Here is a 16,169-nt window from a genome sequence, read left to right on the forward strand (position 1 = left end):
GCCGGGGCTTTAGATAGCCCCGGCATATCTTACTAGTCTGCTCTTAGGGTGTTTCTTCTTTTCCGTCCTGGCCAGACTTCTCTGCAGATTTCATCACAACTTGCCCTGATTCAGTATTCCCACTCCAGGCACCTTCCTCAGTCACCCCTTCCAAAACGATTTCCCTTTCAAGGATAACAGGGTGCAAATTCAAGTCATGCCGTGCAACTTTAACCATTGAGATACACAGCAAGAGGGCAATCAGCAGCAAAGGGACACCGGCGATAATGCTTGCCGCCTGCAACGCTTCCAGCCCCCCAATGAGCAACAAGGCAATAGGCATTACTGCCAGCGCGAAGGCCCAGAAAATTCGATTCCACCGAAGCGGCTCGCCATGGACTTCTTTCTGCACAACGGCGGCAAGAATATGAGATATGGAATCAAAAGTAATGATCGTAAAAACCAGTGCGATCAGCGTATACAGCAACACAACTAACTGGCTCGCCGGCAACTTATCCAAAACGGCAAAGATCACGGTATTGGCCCCCTGCTGATTTAGTATTTGCACCAAGTCCAGCTCGCCCGAAAAATGCAAGTAAACGCCGTAGTTGCCTAGCACCATAAAAAACAAGAAGCAGCCAAAAGTTCCAAAAAATAGTGATCCAAGAATCATCTCCTTGATAGTCCGACCTCCAGAGATACGCGCTATAAACAAACCAATACTCGGTGCAAACACCAACCACCAAGCCCAATAGAAGATGGTCCAATCTTGAGGAAAACGAGTGTTGGGGAATTGTTGAAAATGAGAGAAGGACTCAGTCCAAGTGGCCATTTGCAAGAAGTTCTGCAGCGCTCTACCCAGGGAATCCAACCCACTATTGAGCATAAATAGTGTCGGCCCTGCGATAAACACGAAGAGCAGCAAGGCAAGCGAGAGAAAAATTGTAAAGTTTGATAGAACGCTAAGGCCCTGCTTTACCCTGACAAGAGCACAATAACCAAACAATAGCGCACAAAATATCAGCACCCCGACCTGAAATCCCACCCCAGTAGGAATTCCAAATAGCTTGTGCAATCCCAAAGTAATCAGCGGCGCTGCGATACCAAGCCGTGTAGCCGCACCTCCTAGCATGCCAAATACCAGAGAAGTATCGATAAGCTTACCAATGTGCCCACTCACTCTACGATCACCCAATACTGGCGCGAGCGCTTGGCTTAACTTTAGAACCTTGCGTTTACGCACATAGTAGTAATAGGCAATTGGCAGTGCGGGGATTAGATAGATAGACCAAGCCAGTGGCCCCCAGTGAAAGATACCGTAGGAAACTGCCCATCGCGCAGCTTCAGCTGAGCTTGCTTGAACCTGGAACGGCGGCTGTTGGTAATAGTAGATCCATTCAACCATCGACCAATACAAAATAGAGGCGCCAATACCGGAAGAAAACAACATGGCAGCCCAGGATAGAGTTGAGAATTCGGGGCCCTCTTTCCCCCCTCCCAACTTTATCCTGCCAATATCACTAAAGGCGATATACAGCACAAATAACATCGCACCTAGGCCTAGCAGGAGATAAAAGACCCCCAACTTCTCTGTCACCAGATCTTTAGCTGCCAATAACCATAAAGAACCCGCCTCGGGAAAGAGGATTAAGGGCACTGTCACCACTAGTAGCAATGCAAAAGAGCCCCAAAAGGTGGGCTTGTCTATGAGATCCTTTGTTCCCTTATTCAACAAGGGTTCCTTCTGAAAAGATGTTCTTACAAAACGGGAAGGAGTTGGGAGCTAAATTAACTACAGTCTGGCTATTTTTTGACCAGCCGGAACAAAGTTGCTGAAACTAAAGACGCCAATCTTTAAGGCGAGCACTGCACTGCCATTTACCAACCGCTGGCATGACGTGATTAGCATCCTTTTGAGTACTGATTTAACAGGCCAAATGCAATTCAAGTGTGAACAGGATGTGCATACTCAAATACTATTTGAAACGGGGCTTTCCCAAAGGAATACAGAGAAGCGATATATATAAGAAGGCTTTCGCCGCCATTGCGGGCCTGGCGCTATTTGCATGCACCAAGGACCAGGATAGGAATATCGATGTTAATGATTTTGAACCTGAAGCAAAGACAGGGATTTACGACATTTCCCAAGAAGACTGTGAGCTGATGAAGCTCCGGCAGGTTCTTCGGAACAACTCCCCTATTGGCTGTGAAAGGCTGAAGAGAGTCGTCTTCAACTATACGCCTCTCTTAGATCCGCCTGCTCAGGATAATGTTGGCATCGAAGCTGATCTATACCGCAGAGGCGCTGTTGTTGTACTTGATATCGTTGCCGAGAACGTCCTGTCTCTATTTGGCGAGATCTACCGATCTCGCTTTCCAATACAGTCAGCCATTCCTGTTGAATATTTTACTCTGCAAGAGCGAATGGCAGATGATCGAAACAACACACTGGCTTTTGATTCCCGGCCTATTACTGGCGGAAGCAGATGGTCTGAGCATGCTTATGGTGTTGCTATTGATATTAACCCCCTACAAAATCCCTACCTGTATATTGATAAACACACCCGAGCCAAAGTAATCCCTAAGGATGCAACAGAAGGATATTTAAACCGGGCAAAGTTTCGCCCGGGAAAGCCAACCCGCATGGGGATGTCTGAAGATGTAACCACAATCTTTGCCAGGCATGGCTTCGTTGTCTGGGGTGGAGACTGGAATGTCCCGATTGACTATATGCACTTCCAGGTTGGTTCCCGTCAATTCATTAACCGCCTTGTAACTTTGCCAAAGGAGAGTGCAAAACAACTATTTAACCGATATACACAGCAATTGAATCTCTGTTTTGAGGAGAGCAACTCGATAAAAAGCGCTACTCACCTCAGAAAACATTGTGTCGATAAAGTGGTATCAGAATTTGATGGAGAGCAGGAGTGAAAACGGCCTCCTCCTGCTGCCCAACTATTAAAGTCGAGACGGATGGCTTCCCGGATCGCCCTCTATATGGGGTTTGTCATCGTGGGATACGCCGTGCTCCGTCTGGGCCGGAACCTCCCAATTCCCCTCTTCTGTCCACGGATCATCCTCTGGAAACTCTTCAATATAGATTTCCTTCTCTTCATAGCTCGGCTGGTAGCGCAGGTCATAGTGAGCGGCTTTCACAATCGATATGCACAGCAGCAAAGCAACAACTAAAAGCGGCACGCCACCGATCACGCTGGCAGTTTGCAGCGTATCCAGGCCGCCCAAAAACAGCAGCGTTATCGGCATCAGTGAAAGCGCAAATGCCCAGAACAGGCGGTTCCATCTAGCTGGCTCTTCATCGACCTCTTTCTGCACAACAGCGGCAAGAATGTATGAGATGGAATCGAATGTAGTTGCAGTAAAGATGAGGGCGAGCACCGTATATACCAGAATCACCAGTTTACTGCCGGGAAGTGTCTTGAGTGTGGCAAAAATTGCAGCGGTTGCGCCCTGCTCATTTAGCATCCCCACCACATCCAGCTCACCGGAAAACTGTAAGTAGACGCCGTAATTCCCCAGCACCATAAAAAACAGGAAACAGCCTAAGGTGCCATAAAAAATGGAGCCAACCACCATGGTCTTAATGGTCCTCCCCCGTGAGATACGCGCAATAAACAAGCCGACACTGGGAGCGAAAACCAACCACCACGCCCAATAGAAGATGGTCCAGTCTTGGGGAAAATGGGTATCCGGGAACTGCTCAAACTCTGCAAATGGCTCAGTCCAGGCGGCCATATGGAAGATGTTATCCAAGACACGACCCAGGGCATCCAAGCCGGTGTTCAACATAAATAAGGTGGGGCCAACCAGGAAAACAAACAGAAGCAGTACAATAGACAGCCACATATTCAGGTTGGAAAGTGCGCGGATACCCTTCTTAAGCCCAACAAAAGCGCTATAGCCGAAGATTGCCGTGCATATCATCAGCACTACAACCTGGGTTCCCAGCCCGGTGGGCACGCCCAAGAGTTCATGAGCCCCCTGAGTGATCAGCGGCGCAGCAATTCCCAAGGTCGTAGCACCGCCGCCCAACATACCAAAGATAAACAGCACGTTGATCAGCTTGCCGAGTCCGCCCTGGGCGCGCTGCTCCCCCAAAACGGGCATCAGTGCCTCGCTAATTTTCAGCACGCTGTGATTTCTAACGTAGTAGAAGTAGGCAATTGGCAGAGCGGGAATCAGGTAGATGGACCACGCCAGCGGGCCCCAGTGAAAAATACCGTAGGCAACTGCCCAGCGCGCAGCTTCGGGGGTGCCTCCTTCAACCTGGAAAGGTGGGGTTTGGTAATAGTAGATCCACTCGACCATAGACCAATAGAGAATCGATGCACCGATGCCGGCACAAAACAGCATTGATGCCCAGGATATGGTGGAGAACTCAGGGTTTTCTTCAGGTGTTCCCAGCTTGATCTGGCCGATATCACTAAACACGATATAGACCATAAAGAGAATTGCCCCGACACCCAGTGCCAGATAGAAAACCCCCAGCTTGTCAGTGACGAAACCTTTAGCGGCTAAAACCCAGGCGGCACCAACTTCGGGGAACAGCACCAGTGGGATTGTCACTGCCAACAACAGCGCCAGCGAACCAAAAAACGTGGGTTTATCGATGATTTCTCTGAAATGATTGGACAACACTTGCCTCCCAAATGCCTTATGAACCGCGGCAAATAAAAGCAAGGGGGACTTTATATAAGGAACTTTATTATGCGGTGTTAGTGAGTAGGACTTATATAAGGATAGGTAGATCAACTACAGCTAAATTTGCTCTTACTTATCTTTAATAGTACCAGCTAGTCAAAGTATTTCAATTTGACAGTTGTCACATCTGTTTAGATGCGACAACCAATTGAACTGGGGCTATCAACTGACGACGACCCCAACCTGCCGGGTTCTGAACTACTGCTTACCCAAAGATTTTTCCAGTTGGGCAAACTGCCCTTGCAGCATTGCCTTCTCCTGTAGAAGGATACGATTCTCGTCTGACAAGGTCTCTATCTGGTCTTTTGTAGCACCCAGTTCAGCATCCAGCCTTTCCAAAGATACTTGCTGAAGCTGAATCTCCTTAGCTTGCCCTACACCGCTGCTCTGGAGGCGGGTAACCTCATCCTGTAATCGTGTAATTTCAGAAGATTGGAGCTCAGCGCTTGCCGCCTGCTCTTCAGCCTGCCGCTTGTAGTTTGCCGCTTCGGCTTGAGCGGCGCCTATATTTTCACGCAACTCCTGCTTTTCCCGATTGAGTTCAGTAATTAATGCCTGCCCCTGTTTATACAGGAGATCCTGCTCAGAAATCCTCTGTTCCGCCAACCCAAATTGCTCCGTCAGTGAGGTCACCTGCCCCTTAAGTTGCTCACTGGAAGATCGAAACTGATCTCGCTCGTGCTGCCGGTCTGTAGCTGTTCGTTGCTGGAAGTGCTCAAAGTGTTCGCGCACATCGCGATTCTCCTGCTTCATCTCTTCAATTGAGGCCTTCTGCTCCTCAGCTCGAACCGAGGCCTGCTCCAATTGAAACTCACTTTTTTCCAGTTCTGACTGAGTTTCACCCAGGGTAACTTTGAGGCGGCGCTTCTCACCTTCAGAAGCTGAAAGCTTCTGCTCCAGCTCGCGAATCAATGCGGTTTGCTTGCTACTGGTCTCTTGAGCTTCATTTAGTCTCTCTGTTATCTCCAGCTCTTTAGCTTCAAATTCCTGCTGAACCTGCTCCACTCTTTGGTACGCATCGCCCTGGATACGCTGATGAAGCCCTTTCAGTGCCTCCACCAGATCTTTAGGCAAGCCGCTGACATCAGTGCTGCTGGAACTCTCGCTTTTCCACCGTTTTAGAAGCGGCGCAATTGTACTTTTACTCCCAGTCCCCAGATGAGCGCGCACCCTATCAACTGTCGGTTCCTCCCCCCGGGCCTTAATCGCCTTTGCTGCTTCAAAAATGTCCAGATAGGTGACCCCTGTGCGCGCCATTAGCCTTTCCTCAGATTATTTTGTACCAAATTACGTATTACGTAATAATACATAATATATAAAAATAAACCAATTCTTGAATTAACCCATCTAACCTTCGATAATGATTATTATCGAAGGTTATAAAAGTAAGGGAATCCCCCTTTAACGTACCCTCAGTACAAATAGTGGTTTCCGGGTGACGCAGAATTCATGAGAAAACAGCCTATGGCTTCAATCAAAATCCAAGCTCAATCCCCGCTCGGTAGTACATCTAGCGGGGCTGGAGCACTTCTGACTGAGGGTGACATTCAGAAGTACCTGCGAGCAGCGACTTCAGACAGCACTCGCAAAGCCTATCGGTCTGCCATTCGCCAGTTCGAGAAATGGGGAGGCCGACTCCCCACCGATAGCCATTCACTGGTTAGCTATTTATTGAGTCGGGCCGAGCAATTGAACCCACGCACCCTGGATTTGCACTTAACCGCTATAGGCCAGTGGCACCTTTATCAAGGCATTTCCAACCCAGTCGCTGAGCCGCTAGTACAGAAAACCATGCGCGGTATTCGCCGCACCCACGGAAAGCCCAAGCAAAAAGCCAAGGCGCTGAGCCTCGAACACATTGCGGCCCTTACCCGACAGTTGCGCTCTCAACCAGACTCCAAGAAGAAGGCCCGTGACTTAGCATTGGTGCTGGTAGGTTTCTTCGGTGCCTTCCGGCGCAGTGAGCTGGTGTCGATCCAGGTAGAAGACTTGATATGGGAGGAGGAAGGCTTGATCATTCGCCTGCCCAAATCAAAAACAGATCAAAGTGGTCAGGGAATGATGCGCGCCCTTCCCTACGGCACCCCTGAAATCTGTCCCGCACGAGCACTTAAGTCCTGGCTAGACGTTAGTGGCATTAGAGCTGGGCCAGTATTTCGGTCAGTCAATCGCTGGGATACGGTGCAAAGTCGACAGCTAAACCCCACAGCTATCAACGATCTACTGAAAAATCTCGGGGAAGCCTGCGGTTTTGACTTTGTTGCCGAACTCAGCAGCCACAGCTTTCGCCGAGGCCTGTCTACTTCTGCTGCGCGAGAAAAAGTTGGCTTTGAGCTGATCAAGAAGCAAGGTGGGTGGAAGAGTGATGCCACTGTCTGGGAGTATATTGAGGAGGGGCAACAGTTTACCGACAACGCCTCAGCTATCTTGATGAAGAAGATGTCGGAACTGATCGATTAGTAATGACTTATGCACTATTAGCAATAGGTCTTTACCCTAAAATAAATGCAACAGTTAAAGCACTTGAAGGTTACAAATACTCAAACCTCTACTTCTTGGCATGAGTATTACATCGCCACCTAGACTGGATTCAAATTCCATTGGCGGCTCTTATATATCGCCAAGGCGGTGCCAAGAGGCTTGAAAAGCGAGCAAATTAAAAGATACGGGGCCCTATGCATGGTTAATTGATTCAACTGGACAGGCGAAAAGTCAAGCTCAAGCGTTATCCAACACTTAATTTAATAATTATTTACAATTATATACATATCAAGCGTTGCCTGAGCTAGTAGGGATTGATATTAATCGATCTATCAGTTGTCTGATTATGGAATAAAAATAGATGAAGCTAAAAAAACTAAGGTTCAACAGTAATGACTTAGCGAAAGTTTCAGGCTATCTATTTTTTATTCAGTTCATATTGTTTGTTGGGTTCATTATTTTACTGCCAAACAATATACAGTTCTTTAAGCCCAGCTCTACAATTCAAATGGGCGATTTTTTGATCGCGCTTGGCCAAACCCCAAATGAATTTCTTATCCTGAAACTGATTTTACTCGCATTAAGGACCTGTTATGCCCTTTCGTTTGTATTTATTGCAGTCCTATTTTGGGAGAATAGTAAAGTTGCTTCAGCGGCATTGATTTCATTCACCCTGGTCTCCGTAGCTATTATCAATATTGCCCAGCTCTTGGGATTAGCACTTATACCAATAGCTAATGATTATACAAGCTCCTTGGCACTAGGCGATAATATCAGGACGATCTCATTAGAAACGTCAGCTTTTGGAATTTATGTAGCTCAAGAATTATTGGATACGTTCGTAAATACGGTGACTTTTAACGGTATATTTGTATGTCTATTCGCAATCTCCTGTTACAAATTAGAGTTAAGATATACAAAATGGCTTATCCCTATTATGATGATCCTCCCATATAACAGGTTCTTTGATTTACCTGCTGTATTGAGCTTAATCTCAGGGTTGCTCAATGTCATTGTTACAGCAATTTACTTTCTATTGATGGGGTTTTTCTTATTAAAAATGAGCTCACCAGAAACCTCCAGATCAACTGTTTAAGTAAAATAGAGTTTAACCTGCTCAGATTGTTTGAATTGCGAGTAGCCAAAAGTACATTTTCTGTCAGTTTAGCCTGAATAGAGCACATGATACTGCCCCTCTACCTGTGTAATGGTCAAATTGAGTGCCGTACAATCATTGTTGTCAGGTTGTTAGGCAGAGTCGAACTCACAAAAACTTGAGCCTCAAGGAGTACATGAGAGATCTATCACGATGGATGATCTAATGCCTGTATCCCTACTGCTTGGTATGGGTTTCATTGAAAATTGATTCCCAATCCTGATCAAAGGTCTCGGGTATCGATGAGGATGACCTCCGAAAGAACAGAACCCCAACATGAGCTTCATGACCCTGCCCGGCAGAATGATCAGCTGTAACCTCTTCAATAAAGCCGCGCATAGTGCCACTGCCATCTAAGGTCAAATTTGTAACGCTCTCATCGGAAACATCAACAGCTACCAACTGGATTCTATTGCCACTCTTCATGTAGGCAAAGATACCGATATCCTTGGCAATAGTGGCCTCATTCACCGTCTCTTCAACCGCAGTCAGCTGGTGTTTAACATTCGGTTTCTTCGTTACCTCAAGATAACGGCCACCACCGCCTACACCTGTTTGCTTGAGAACCTTAAAGGTCCGGCAAATTTGCCCCTTCTCCAAAGTAAAGGCGTCCGGGCTGTGCTCATAGAAAATAAACGACTCTCCTTCAACCGCACACCACACCCCCTCCAGGGAATCTTTGGCTTCCGACTGAGCATTGGCAGGCATGTTCACAAGAGTCATAAGTCCTGATACGAGCAAAAGTAATATGTGATTTTTTATTTTCATGGAGACTTCCAAGATGGTTGTCAGTCAAATATAGGTGCAGCTTTATGGTTAGATAATCTCTGAGCAAGCTGATTCACGCCAAAAGTAACGAGCTCTAAGGGTCTATAGTCCTCAAGTTGACCTCGGGCGAATAAGTCAAAACGATCCTCTTTGAAATCACGGGATTAGAACTCAGGCTATTATCTAAATTGTGGCAAGGAGGCCTTAAATGACGAAGCTAAATCAAAAACAAATTGAAGACTGCAAGTCTAGCAAGTCGGACTTCTCCGACCTCAAGGCGCTATTTCTCAACTGCACACTAAAGCCAACACCTGAACTCTCTCATACAGACGGCCTAATTCGCATATCCAGAGAAATCATGGAGCGAAACAAAGTCTCAGTTGAGGTATTACGCCCCGTTGATCATGATATAGCTTTTGGCGTTTACCCGGATATGACCCAACACGACTGGGATAGTGATGAGTGGCCGTTGATCTACCGTCGAGTTGAAGAGGCGGACATTCTGGTTATAACCACGCCAATCTGGCTGGGGGAGAAATCCTCTATTTGTACCCAGACCATAGAAAGGCTTTATGCGAATTCAGCAGATCTCAACTCAAAAGGCCAGTACGCCTATTATGGTCGCGTGGGCGGCTGTCTTATTACTGGCAATGAAGATGGTGCTAAGCACTGCGCCATGAATATCCTCTACTCTTTGCAGCACCTCGGCTATGTAATCCCACCTCAGGCCGATGCGGCATGGGTGGGAGAAGCGGGCCCCGGCCCCTCGTATCTTGACCCTGGTTCCGGTGGTCCGCAAAACGACTTTACCAATCGCAACACCACTTTTATGACCTGGAACCTGATGCATATGGCGCGAATGATAAAAGATGCTGGGGGCATTCCCGCCCACGGTAATCAGCGCTCTGCCTGGGATGCCGGCTGTAAGCCCGACTTTCCTAACCCTGATTATCGATAGAAACATCCTGCATTTTTAACTTTATAGAGCTAAGCAGCCTAAAGTTGTTGCTGTTTGGCCAAGTCTATCCGTATTTACAAAATCCTATTTACAAGATGTAGCACCAGGGATAAATTCCCGCCTTCTTTGCTCCCATTAACACCCACCTGCCCGGCATAGCACTCCTTTCTCCATAAAGGGATGCTAGGCGTTGCCATATGAATTGGTGGTCCAGTAATTCCTGTGAGGTCCCTGTCCCGAATGAAACCAGAGTTCTTAGCGCATATCCTGGATAGCAAATTATTTATCACCATATGCCTGATCTCAGTAGTGATGTTATTACGTGGCCTGCTCACGCTAGTAATAGCACGAAGTAGTTGGCAAAAAGCGGATAAGCGCCGCCGTATCAATACCATACATAACCTTGGCAACTTGTTATTGGTAGTTGGCCTGATAGCAATTTGGGTAAGCGAACTCCGGGACTTTGCCCTATCCATTGCCGCTTTCTCTGTGGCAATTGTGCTGGCATTGAGAGAGGGTGTGCAGTGCCTCGTTGGTGGCTTGTACCAGGCAAACATGCGCTCGTTTACTGTGGGAGACTGGATCAAAGTCGGCAATCAATTTGGTGAAGTCACCGATAGTGACTGGCTAAGCACCACCCTTTTAGAAATCGATCCGCACGGTTTGGGCAATGGCTATACAGGAACAACTCTGTACATCCCTAACAATGCCTTCTTTACCCAACCGGTAAAGAACCTGAACTTTATGCGCCGGTATATCGAGCACACCTTTTCGATTACCCGAGAAAGCAAAGGAATGAATCCATTTGAAGCCAAGAAGTTTATCTCTGAGCGACTTAAAGAACACTGCGAGTCCTTCCGTGAAGTTGCCGAACGCTACTGCAACCTGATTGAGAACCGCATGGGCGTTGAGCTCTCGGGACCGGATGCCAAAGTCTGTATCACGACCAATGAGCTCGGCCACGATGTAACCACGGTAACCGTATTTTGCCCCCGAGAGGAAGCCACCAATATCGAACAGTTGGTGACTGAAGACTTCTATAACTTTTGGTTCGAGAAGACCAAGGACGTGGGGTCTAAAGCTTAACGCAGTCGTATTAAAAGGTATCGCCGATTGAAGCCGCTAGCAGTTCTGCCTAACTAGCGGCTCTTGTATGAATTTGCCGTTAACTTTCCCCATCGACCCGGAAGTTCGCAACCTCCCAGGCGCGCTCACGGATAACCCGCGCATTATCCTCTAGGTTGGAGGTGCCTGTAGGGTCTCCATCTATTGTGATATCCGGGTTGGACCACTGCTGAATTCTGGGGCCGCCTCGATCCGACGGGCAATTGTAGGCCATCACACTCCTCCAAGTTGAAGGGGTGGTATTGCAGTAGCCGTGGCCATATTCAAACGGCTCCATATTCGAATCACTGTAGATAATATGTCGGGCTCCCATTAGGTGGCCAATTTCATGGGCAAAGCTGAAGTACCCCGTTGCGCACCCTTCCCTTGCGAAAGCAAAGGCTGTTGATTCCGATGCGTAGATCGTCTTAGCTAATCCACATGATCCGCTGTACAAATCATTGCCGGTTAAAACAATCATTACATCTGCACTATACAAGTCTCTAAGTTCGTATAGTTCTTTAGTTTCTGGATATGCGTCATTCGAAAAGTACTCGCGGTCCACATAGAAGCTACCGCTTTCTGCATAGCTGGTTCTATAAGAGTGAACAATTTCTACCGAGGTATTGACTTCACTATTGGCAAATGAAACATTGGTTTCCTCTTCCAATAAATCCATGTAGGCGGGTACATCACCGGCGTCTGCCTCAAAGGCATCGGTATAAGCAACTATAACGGTTATTTTTCCACCAGAGTCAGTAGTCGCAATTCCTGAGGTTGTGTTTAGCGCGCCAACCTTGGAAGTAAAATCCATCTCTTCGAAGTAGTTACTATCATGGTCGACAAGTGAATTGTCTGGAACCTCAGCGATTGTAACCGCGCCTTTTCCGGCAGGTCTCACTTTGTAGAGCCTACCTTCAGATTGTATTGAGCCAACAATTCTACCGTTGTTCTCGGCTAAGGTGATAAACCCTTTTCCATCCTCAGAAAATGCAGATAGTGAAGCCCTATTTTTTGTTGAGCGAATATTTTGCAAGGTAAACCGTTGCTTGCCGAGCTCACTGGGAACCTCAAGGGTACTACCGGGCTTCAAGCTAAAAATCTTATTATTTAAACTTTTTTTAGTTTTATGTGAGATTATATTTGATCTACTTTCACTCATGGAAGATTCAAAAACAACATTCACATTTTCTTCTGAATAAGCGCCAAATGTAGAAAATAGCAACACGAAAGGCGCAAGAATTTTAAAGCTTTTCACAGACATACTCCCTGTATCCGCTTCTCGGAAAATCAATTTAGAAAGATCCGCACTAAAGATAAAAATAAATCTATTAATGCAGCCTTTAAAATACTGAATAGAAATATTTATTGAAATCCACAGTGCGCGGCTACTCTATATGATTCTTAACTAAAAAAATATTCTTACGGCTACCAATAATTTAACTTCGCAAATTTTTGACAAGTTACTATCTGAAGAGCAGATAACTTTTTGGAAAATTAAATTCAAATGAAAGCTTAATCACAATCCTTTAAATGGAAACTGAAAATATTTTACTTAACCACTCAATAAATGCTCTAACCCTGGGAGATAAAAAGCGATTCTGGGTGAACACAACCGATACCGGCTCGCTGGGCGGGCGAAAATTGGGCAATATTTCAACTAAATTTCCAGCATCCAATTCTTTTTCTACATGAAACTTTGGAAATTGAGCTAATCCGAGCCCCCGCTTAACGCCATCCAAGTAACTCTCTGTCCCAGTTACCGTCAATTGCGCCGGAACTTGCAACGTCTCTACCCTATCGCCAAGACAAAAAGAGAGCGGCGTAGACTTCCCAGTCGTTATAGAGCGCAGCGCTACAACACGGTGACCATTCAGTTGTTCCAAAGAGCTTGGGTGGCCGTAGTGTTCCAGGTATTGCGGCGATGCGCATGTAAGCCGTTCCAGCATGATTAAACGCCTGGCAATCAGCTCACTATCCGCCAAGTGTCCATAGCGAATAGCACAGTCGACCCCTTCTTGGACTAAGTCCACCCATCGATCCCCCTCACTCATTACCAAAGAAATGTCAGGATACTGGGCAAAAAATTGGGGGAGTTGCGGCATAACAAAATGACGGGCAATAGTCCCTTGTACGTCTACCCGCACCTCACCGCCTGGCAATAAACCTGTAAATGCCCCTTCTGCTTCCTCTACGTCCGCAAGTATTGAAATACAGCGCTGATAATACAGTTCCCCATCCAGTGTTGCCCTTACCTTGCGAGTCGATCGCTGCAACAACCTGACTCCCAGCCGCTTCTCTAGCCGGTTGATCACCTGAGTCGATGTCGACCTCGGAATCCCAAGATCAGTAGAAGCGGCTGTAAAACTGCCCCGCTCCACAATCCGCACGTACAAGCGCATCGCATCCAGCTTATCCATATCGCCCTATTGTTTGTTTATTTGGAACAATAGGTTCTATTTTAGCCGGATTATCTACATGAATAACACGAATAGTATGGGAATACAGCCAAATCAGGGAGCTGCAAGGGCGGCTCCAGTAATCACTACGGAGATCATTATGGAGAAAGTGGCACTGGTAACAGGAGCTTCCCGTGGCATAGGCGCGGCGATCGCCTCTCGCCTGGCAAAGGATGGCTTTACCATTCTGGTGAACTTTGAAAGTAATATTTCAGCTGCCGAAAAGTTGGTAAACCGCATTGAAACAGAGGGTGGCAAGGCGGTTACTGCCCAAGCCGATATCAGTGATCAACAGGCGGTTTCACGCCTATTCAACTCGGCAGAAGTCACCTTTGGCGGAATCAATACTGTCATTAATAATGCGGGCATTATGAAACTAGCCCCTCTGGCAGAATGTGAAGAAGATGATTTCGATCGTCAGGTAGCTGTAAATCTTAAGGGCACCTTCAATGTCATGCGTGAAGCCACCGCAAGGCTTCAAGAAGGTGGCCGAATCATCAACTTATCCTCGAGTGTCGTCGACTTGTGTATGCCGAATTACAGCGTATATGCGGCGACCAAGGCAGCTGTTGAAGCTCTGACCCAGGTAGTCGCCAAGGAAATGCGGGGGAGAGATATCACTGTGAATGCCGTTGCCCCAGGGCCTACGGCTACCGAGCTCTTCCTATCCGGAAAGACTGATGAAATGGTGGGAAATCTTGCCAAAATGTCGCCACTTGAGCGATTGGGAAGGCCTGAAGATATTGCGAATACCGTTGCCTTTTTAGTCAGTGAGCAAGGTGGCTGGATCAACGGCCAAGTTATACGAGCCAACGGTGGAATTATCTAGCTTCACAGCCAATGCCCGCTTCAACTTAACAATCTCCAACTGATCGTTATACCAGTTGGAAAGAGGACTAAAAACCAATGGTCGATCAAGCCCAAGTACCGTCGGCTAAATACATCAGGGACACCCTTATCGCTGCAACTATTGCCGGTGCAGCAGCATTCACTTGCTCTATGTTAGAACTACCACCCTGGGCTATGTTTGTTGGCTGGGTTGCTTTCTTTTCACAGCCAGGCTCTGCCTTCAGCGCAATCTCCAGTGGGATTTGTGTTGCTCTGGGAATATTGATGGGGATGACAGCAGCTATAGTTAATGCCCTATTGCTACCAATGATGGGCAATATTGCCTTCGCAGTTATAGTGTTTTCCGTTGCATTTGTGGTGGTATCACTAAGAGGACTGCCACTTGTAGGTAATATCATTGCCTGGTTTTTAGGGTTAATCACTTTCTTTGCAGCCCATCCAGCCAACGTTCTATCTGGAGTGATTGGGCTGACAATAGTGACCGCTCTAGGCATCCTCGCTGGCTATTGCTGCTCCTACCTACAATCTCTTACTGGAGAAAGTAAAGCTAATTGATAGTCAGGGAGTCTCGGCATAATTCAGTAATGTCCTACAGGCCTTAAGAGGCTCCCTGATTTTAAGCTGGTAATCCCAATTTATGTTCAAAACTATATAAATTGAGCGTTAAATCGTATCCCCCCTCTCTCAATTCACACCGCAAATATCCAGTATCCTATTCATTAGATCATTATTTCTACTACTTAACATACGCGATACGGTATAGTGGTTTTTATTTTTCAAAAGTATATATTCGCACGGGCTTTTCGTTTGCTGTAGCTTCCCACAGTACCTTTTTGACTGGTCAATAAATTCCGCAGTCTCATCATCGCCTACTGCAACAATCGCTTTGGTGAAACATCTAATATCGCCAAAAATGGGACTCAAATTAGTAACGTCATCTTCTGATAAACGCAGAGATTCATTGAGATAAGATTGCCTCATCTTTGTTAAATCATAGAGCCCGCTTAACATAATAGCGCCGCTAATTGAGCTACGGACTTCAGGTGTCCACTCAAATTCTAAAATTTTAGCAACAAGAAAGGCCCCAACAGAGTGACCACAGACCACTATATTACTGGGGTTGCCATTCCAGCGATCAATATTCTTATATATCCATAAGAATGCCTTTATATTTTGCTCAATAATTTCTTTAACACTGACGGCGGGTGCCAAATCATAGTTGACCAAGGCAACTGTACACCCGGCCTCTACAAAGGGCTTGGCAATGTACCTGTATTGCTTTTTATCTAGCGCCCGGAAATACCCGCCGTGGATGAACACAAAAACCGGTGCAGTAGGAGATTTAGCAGGGAATATATCAATCTTTTCACCGGGGCTATCTCCGTAGCTGATATCCAGTGAGTTTCTCAGGGTTTGCGTGGCCAAATAGCTTTGTAGCTCATTGATTAGCAGATGCACTCTACCAAATGGGTGCCGCTTGCGCAGATTAAACTGATCATCATACTCACTCATTCTATGTTTCGACTCCGCAAGTGCTGGCATAAACTGCCTATTTTATACTAAAGGTTCTTTCTAGAGTCTAAGGAGCCTCCAAACAACTCCGTAACTCCCCTGGCTTGTGTGGCGGGCATATTTATCACAGAAAGCATCCTTCAGAGGAAGAAACCCTATAATAAACACCTGTACAGGCCTAAAT

General features: G+C 46.7%; 14 protein-coding genes. 7 read left to right on the forward strand and 7 right to left on the reverse strand.

Going from position 1 to position 16,169, the window contains the following annotated elements:
- Positions 1 to 43: 43 nt before the first annotated feature.
- The gene (locus tag ACJJI3_RS05480) at positions 44 to 1,711 is read right to left on the reverse strand and encodes a BCCT family transporter (RefSeq protein ID WP_444941778.1); all 1,668 of its coding nucleotides are present in this window, start codon (positions 1,709 to 1,711) and stop codon (positions 44 to 46) included.
- A 227-nt stretch (positions 1,712 to 1,938) separates the two neighbouring features.
- On the opposite strand from ACJJI3_RS05480, the gene ACJJI3_RS05485 reads away from it, so the two are divergent.
- On the forward strand, positions 1,939 to 2,910 hold the full coding sequence (locus tag ACJJI3_RS05485; RefSeq protein ID WP_413665765.1) for a M15 family metallopeptidase: 972 nt from the start codon (positions 1,939 to 1,941) through the stop codon (positions 2,908 to 2,910).
- Between the two features lie 27 nt (positions 2,911 to 2,937).
- Here ACJJI3_RS05485 and ACJJI3_RS05490 read toward each other — a convergent pair whose 3' ends face one another.
- Both ACJJI3_RS05490 and ACJJI3_RS05495 read right to left on the reverse strand, forming a co-directional pair.
- Positions 2,938 to 4,632, reverse strand: coding sequence for a BCCT family transporter (locus ACJJI3_RS05490; RefSeq protein WP_444941779.1), 1,695 nt, complete (start codon positions 4,630 to 4,632; stop codon positions 2,938 to 2,940).
- A 264-nt stretch (positions 4,633 to 4,896) separates the two neighbouring features.
- On the reverse strand, positions 4,897 to 5,955 hold the full coding sequence (locus tag ACJJI3_RS05495) for a DNA-binding protein (RefSeq protein ID WP_444941780.1): 1,059 nt from the start codon (positions 5,953 to 5,955) through the stop codon (positions 4,897 to 4,899).
- 207 nt (positions 5,956 to 6,162) lie between these two features.
- Between ACJJI3_RS05495 and ACJJI3_RS05500 the strand changes: the two genes are divergently transcribed.
- Positions 6,163 to 7,158, forward strand: coding sequence for a tyrosine-type recombinase/integrase (locus tag ACJJI3_RS05500; protein WP_444941781.1), 996 nt, complete (start codon positions 6,163 to 6,165; stop codon positions 7,156 to 7,158).
- A 382-nt stretch (positions 7,159 to 7,540) separates the two neighbouring features.
- Positions 7,541 to 8,275, forward strand: a complete 735-nt coding sequence (locus tag ACJJI3_RS05505; protein WP_444941782.1) for a hypothetical protein — start codon at positions 7,541 to 7,543, stop codon at positions 8,273 to 8,275.
- A 237-nt stretch (positions 8,276 to 8,512) separates the two neighbouring features.
- On the opposite strand, the gene ACJJI3_RS05510 is transcribed toward ACJJI3_RS05505, so the two are convergent.
- Positions 8,513 to 9,103, reverse strand: a complete 591-nt coding sequence (locus ACJJI3_RS05510; RefSeq protein WP_444941783.1) for a hypothetical protein — start codon at positions 9,101 to 9,103, stop codon at positions 8,513 to 8,515.
- Between the two features lie 208 nt (positions 9,104 to 9,311).
- Here ACJJI3_RS05510 and ACJJI3_RS05515 point away from each other — a divergent pair, with 208 nt between their 5' ends.
- Both ACJJI3_RS05515 and ACJJI3_RS05520 read left to right on the forward strand, forming a co-directional pair.
- Positions 9,312 to 10,061: a flavodoxin family protein gene (locus ACJJI3_RS05515; protein WP_444941784.1), complete on the forward strand. Its 750-nt coding sequence runs from the start codon at positions 9,312 to 9,314 to the stop codon at positions 10,059 to 10,061.
- A 240-nt stretch (positions 10,062 to 10,301) separates the two neighbouring features.
- Complete coding sequence (locus ACJJI3_RS05520) at positions 10,302 to 11,147, forward strand: mechanosensitive ion channel family protein (protein WP_444917114.1); 846 nt, start codon at positions 10,302 to 10,304, stop codon at positions 11,145 to 11,147.
- 79 nt (positions 11,148 to 11,226) lie between these two features.
- On the opposite strand, the gene ACJJI3_RS05525 is transcribed toward ACJJI3_RS05520, so the two are convergent.
- Together ACJJI3_RS05525 and ACJJI3_RS05530 are read right to left on the reverse strand one after the other, a co-directional pair.
- Positions 11,227 to 12,423: a M12 family metallo-peptidase gene (locus ACJJI3_RS05525; protein WP_444913031.1), complete on the reverse strand. Its 1,197-nt coding sequence runs from the start codon at positions 12,421 to 12,423 to the stop codon at positions 11,227 to 11,229.
- A 271-nt stretch (positions 12,424 to 12,694) separates the two neighbouring features.
- Positions 12,695 to 13,585, reverse strand: coding sequence for a LysR family transcriptional regulator (locus tag ACJJI3_RS05530; protein WP_444913030.1), 891 nt, complete (start codon positions 13,583 to 13,585; stop codon positions 12,695 to 12,697).
- A 58-nt stretch (positions 13,586 to 13,643) separates the two neighbouring features.
- On the opposite strand from ACJJI3_RS05530, the gene ACJJI3_RS05535 reads away from it, so the two are divergent.
- Positions 13,644 to 14,453: an SDR family oxidoreductase gene (locus tag ACJJI3_RS05535; protein ID WP_444913029.1), complete on the forward strand. Its 810-nt coding sequence runs from the start codon at positions 13,644 to 13,646 to the stop codon at positions 14,451 to 14,453.
- 77 nt (positions 14,454 to 14,530) lie between these two features.
- Positions 14,531 to 15,028, forward strand: coding sequence for a DUF1097 domain-containing protein (locus ACJJI3_RS05540; RefSeq protein ID WP_444913028.1), 498 nt, complete (start codon positions 14,531 to 14,533; stop codon positions 15,026 to 15,028).
- Between the two features lie 129 nt (positions 15,029 to 15,157).
- Here the strand turns inward: ACJJI3_RS05540 and ACJJI3_RS05545 are convergent, their stop codons facing one another.
- Positions 15,158 to 15,985 (reverse strand): alpha/beta hydrolase, encoded by an 828-nt coding sequence (locus tag ACJJI3_RS05545; protein ID WP_444913027.1) that lies wholly within the window; start codon positions 15,983 to 15,985, stop codon positions 15,158 to 15,160.
- Between the last annotated feature and the right edge of the window lie 184 nt (positions 15,986 to 16,169).

This window comes from Microbulbifer maximicatervae (SeqCode) (assembly GCF_052466985.1).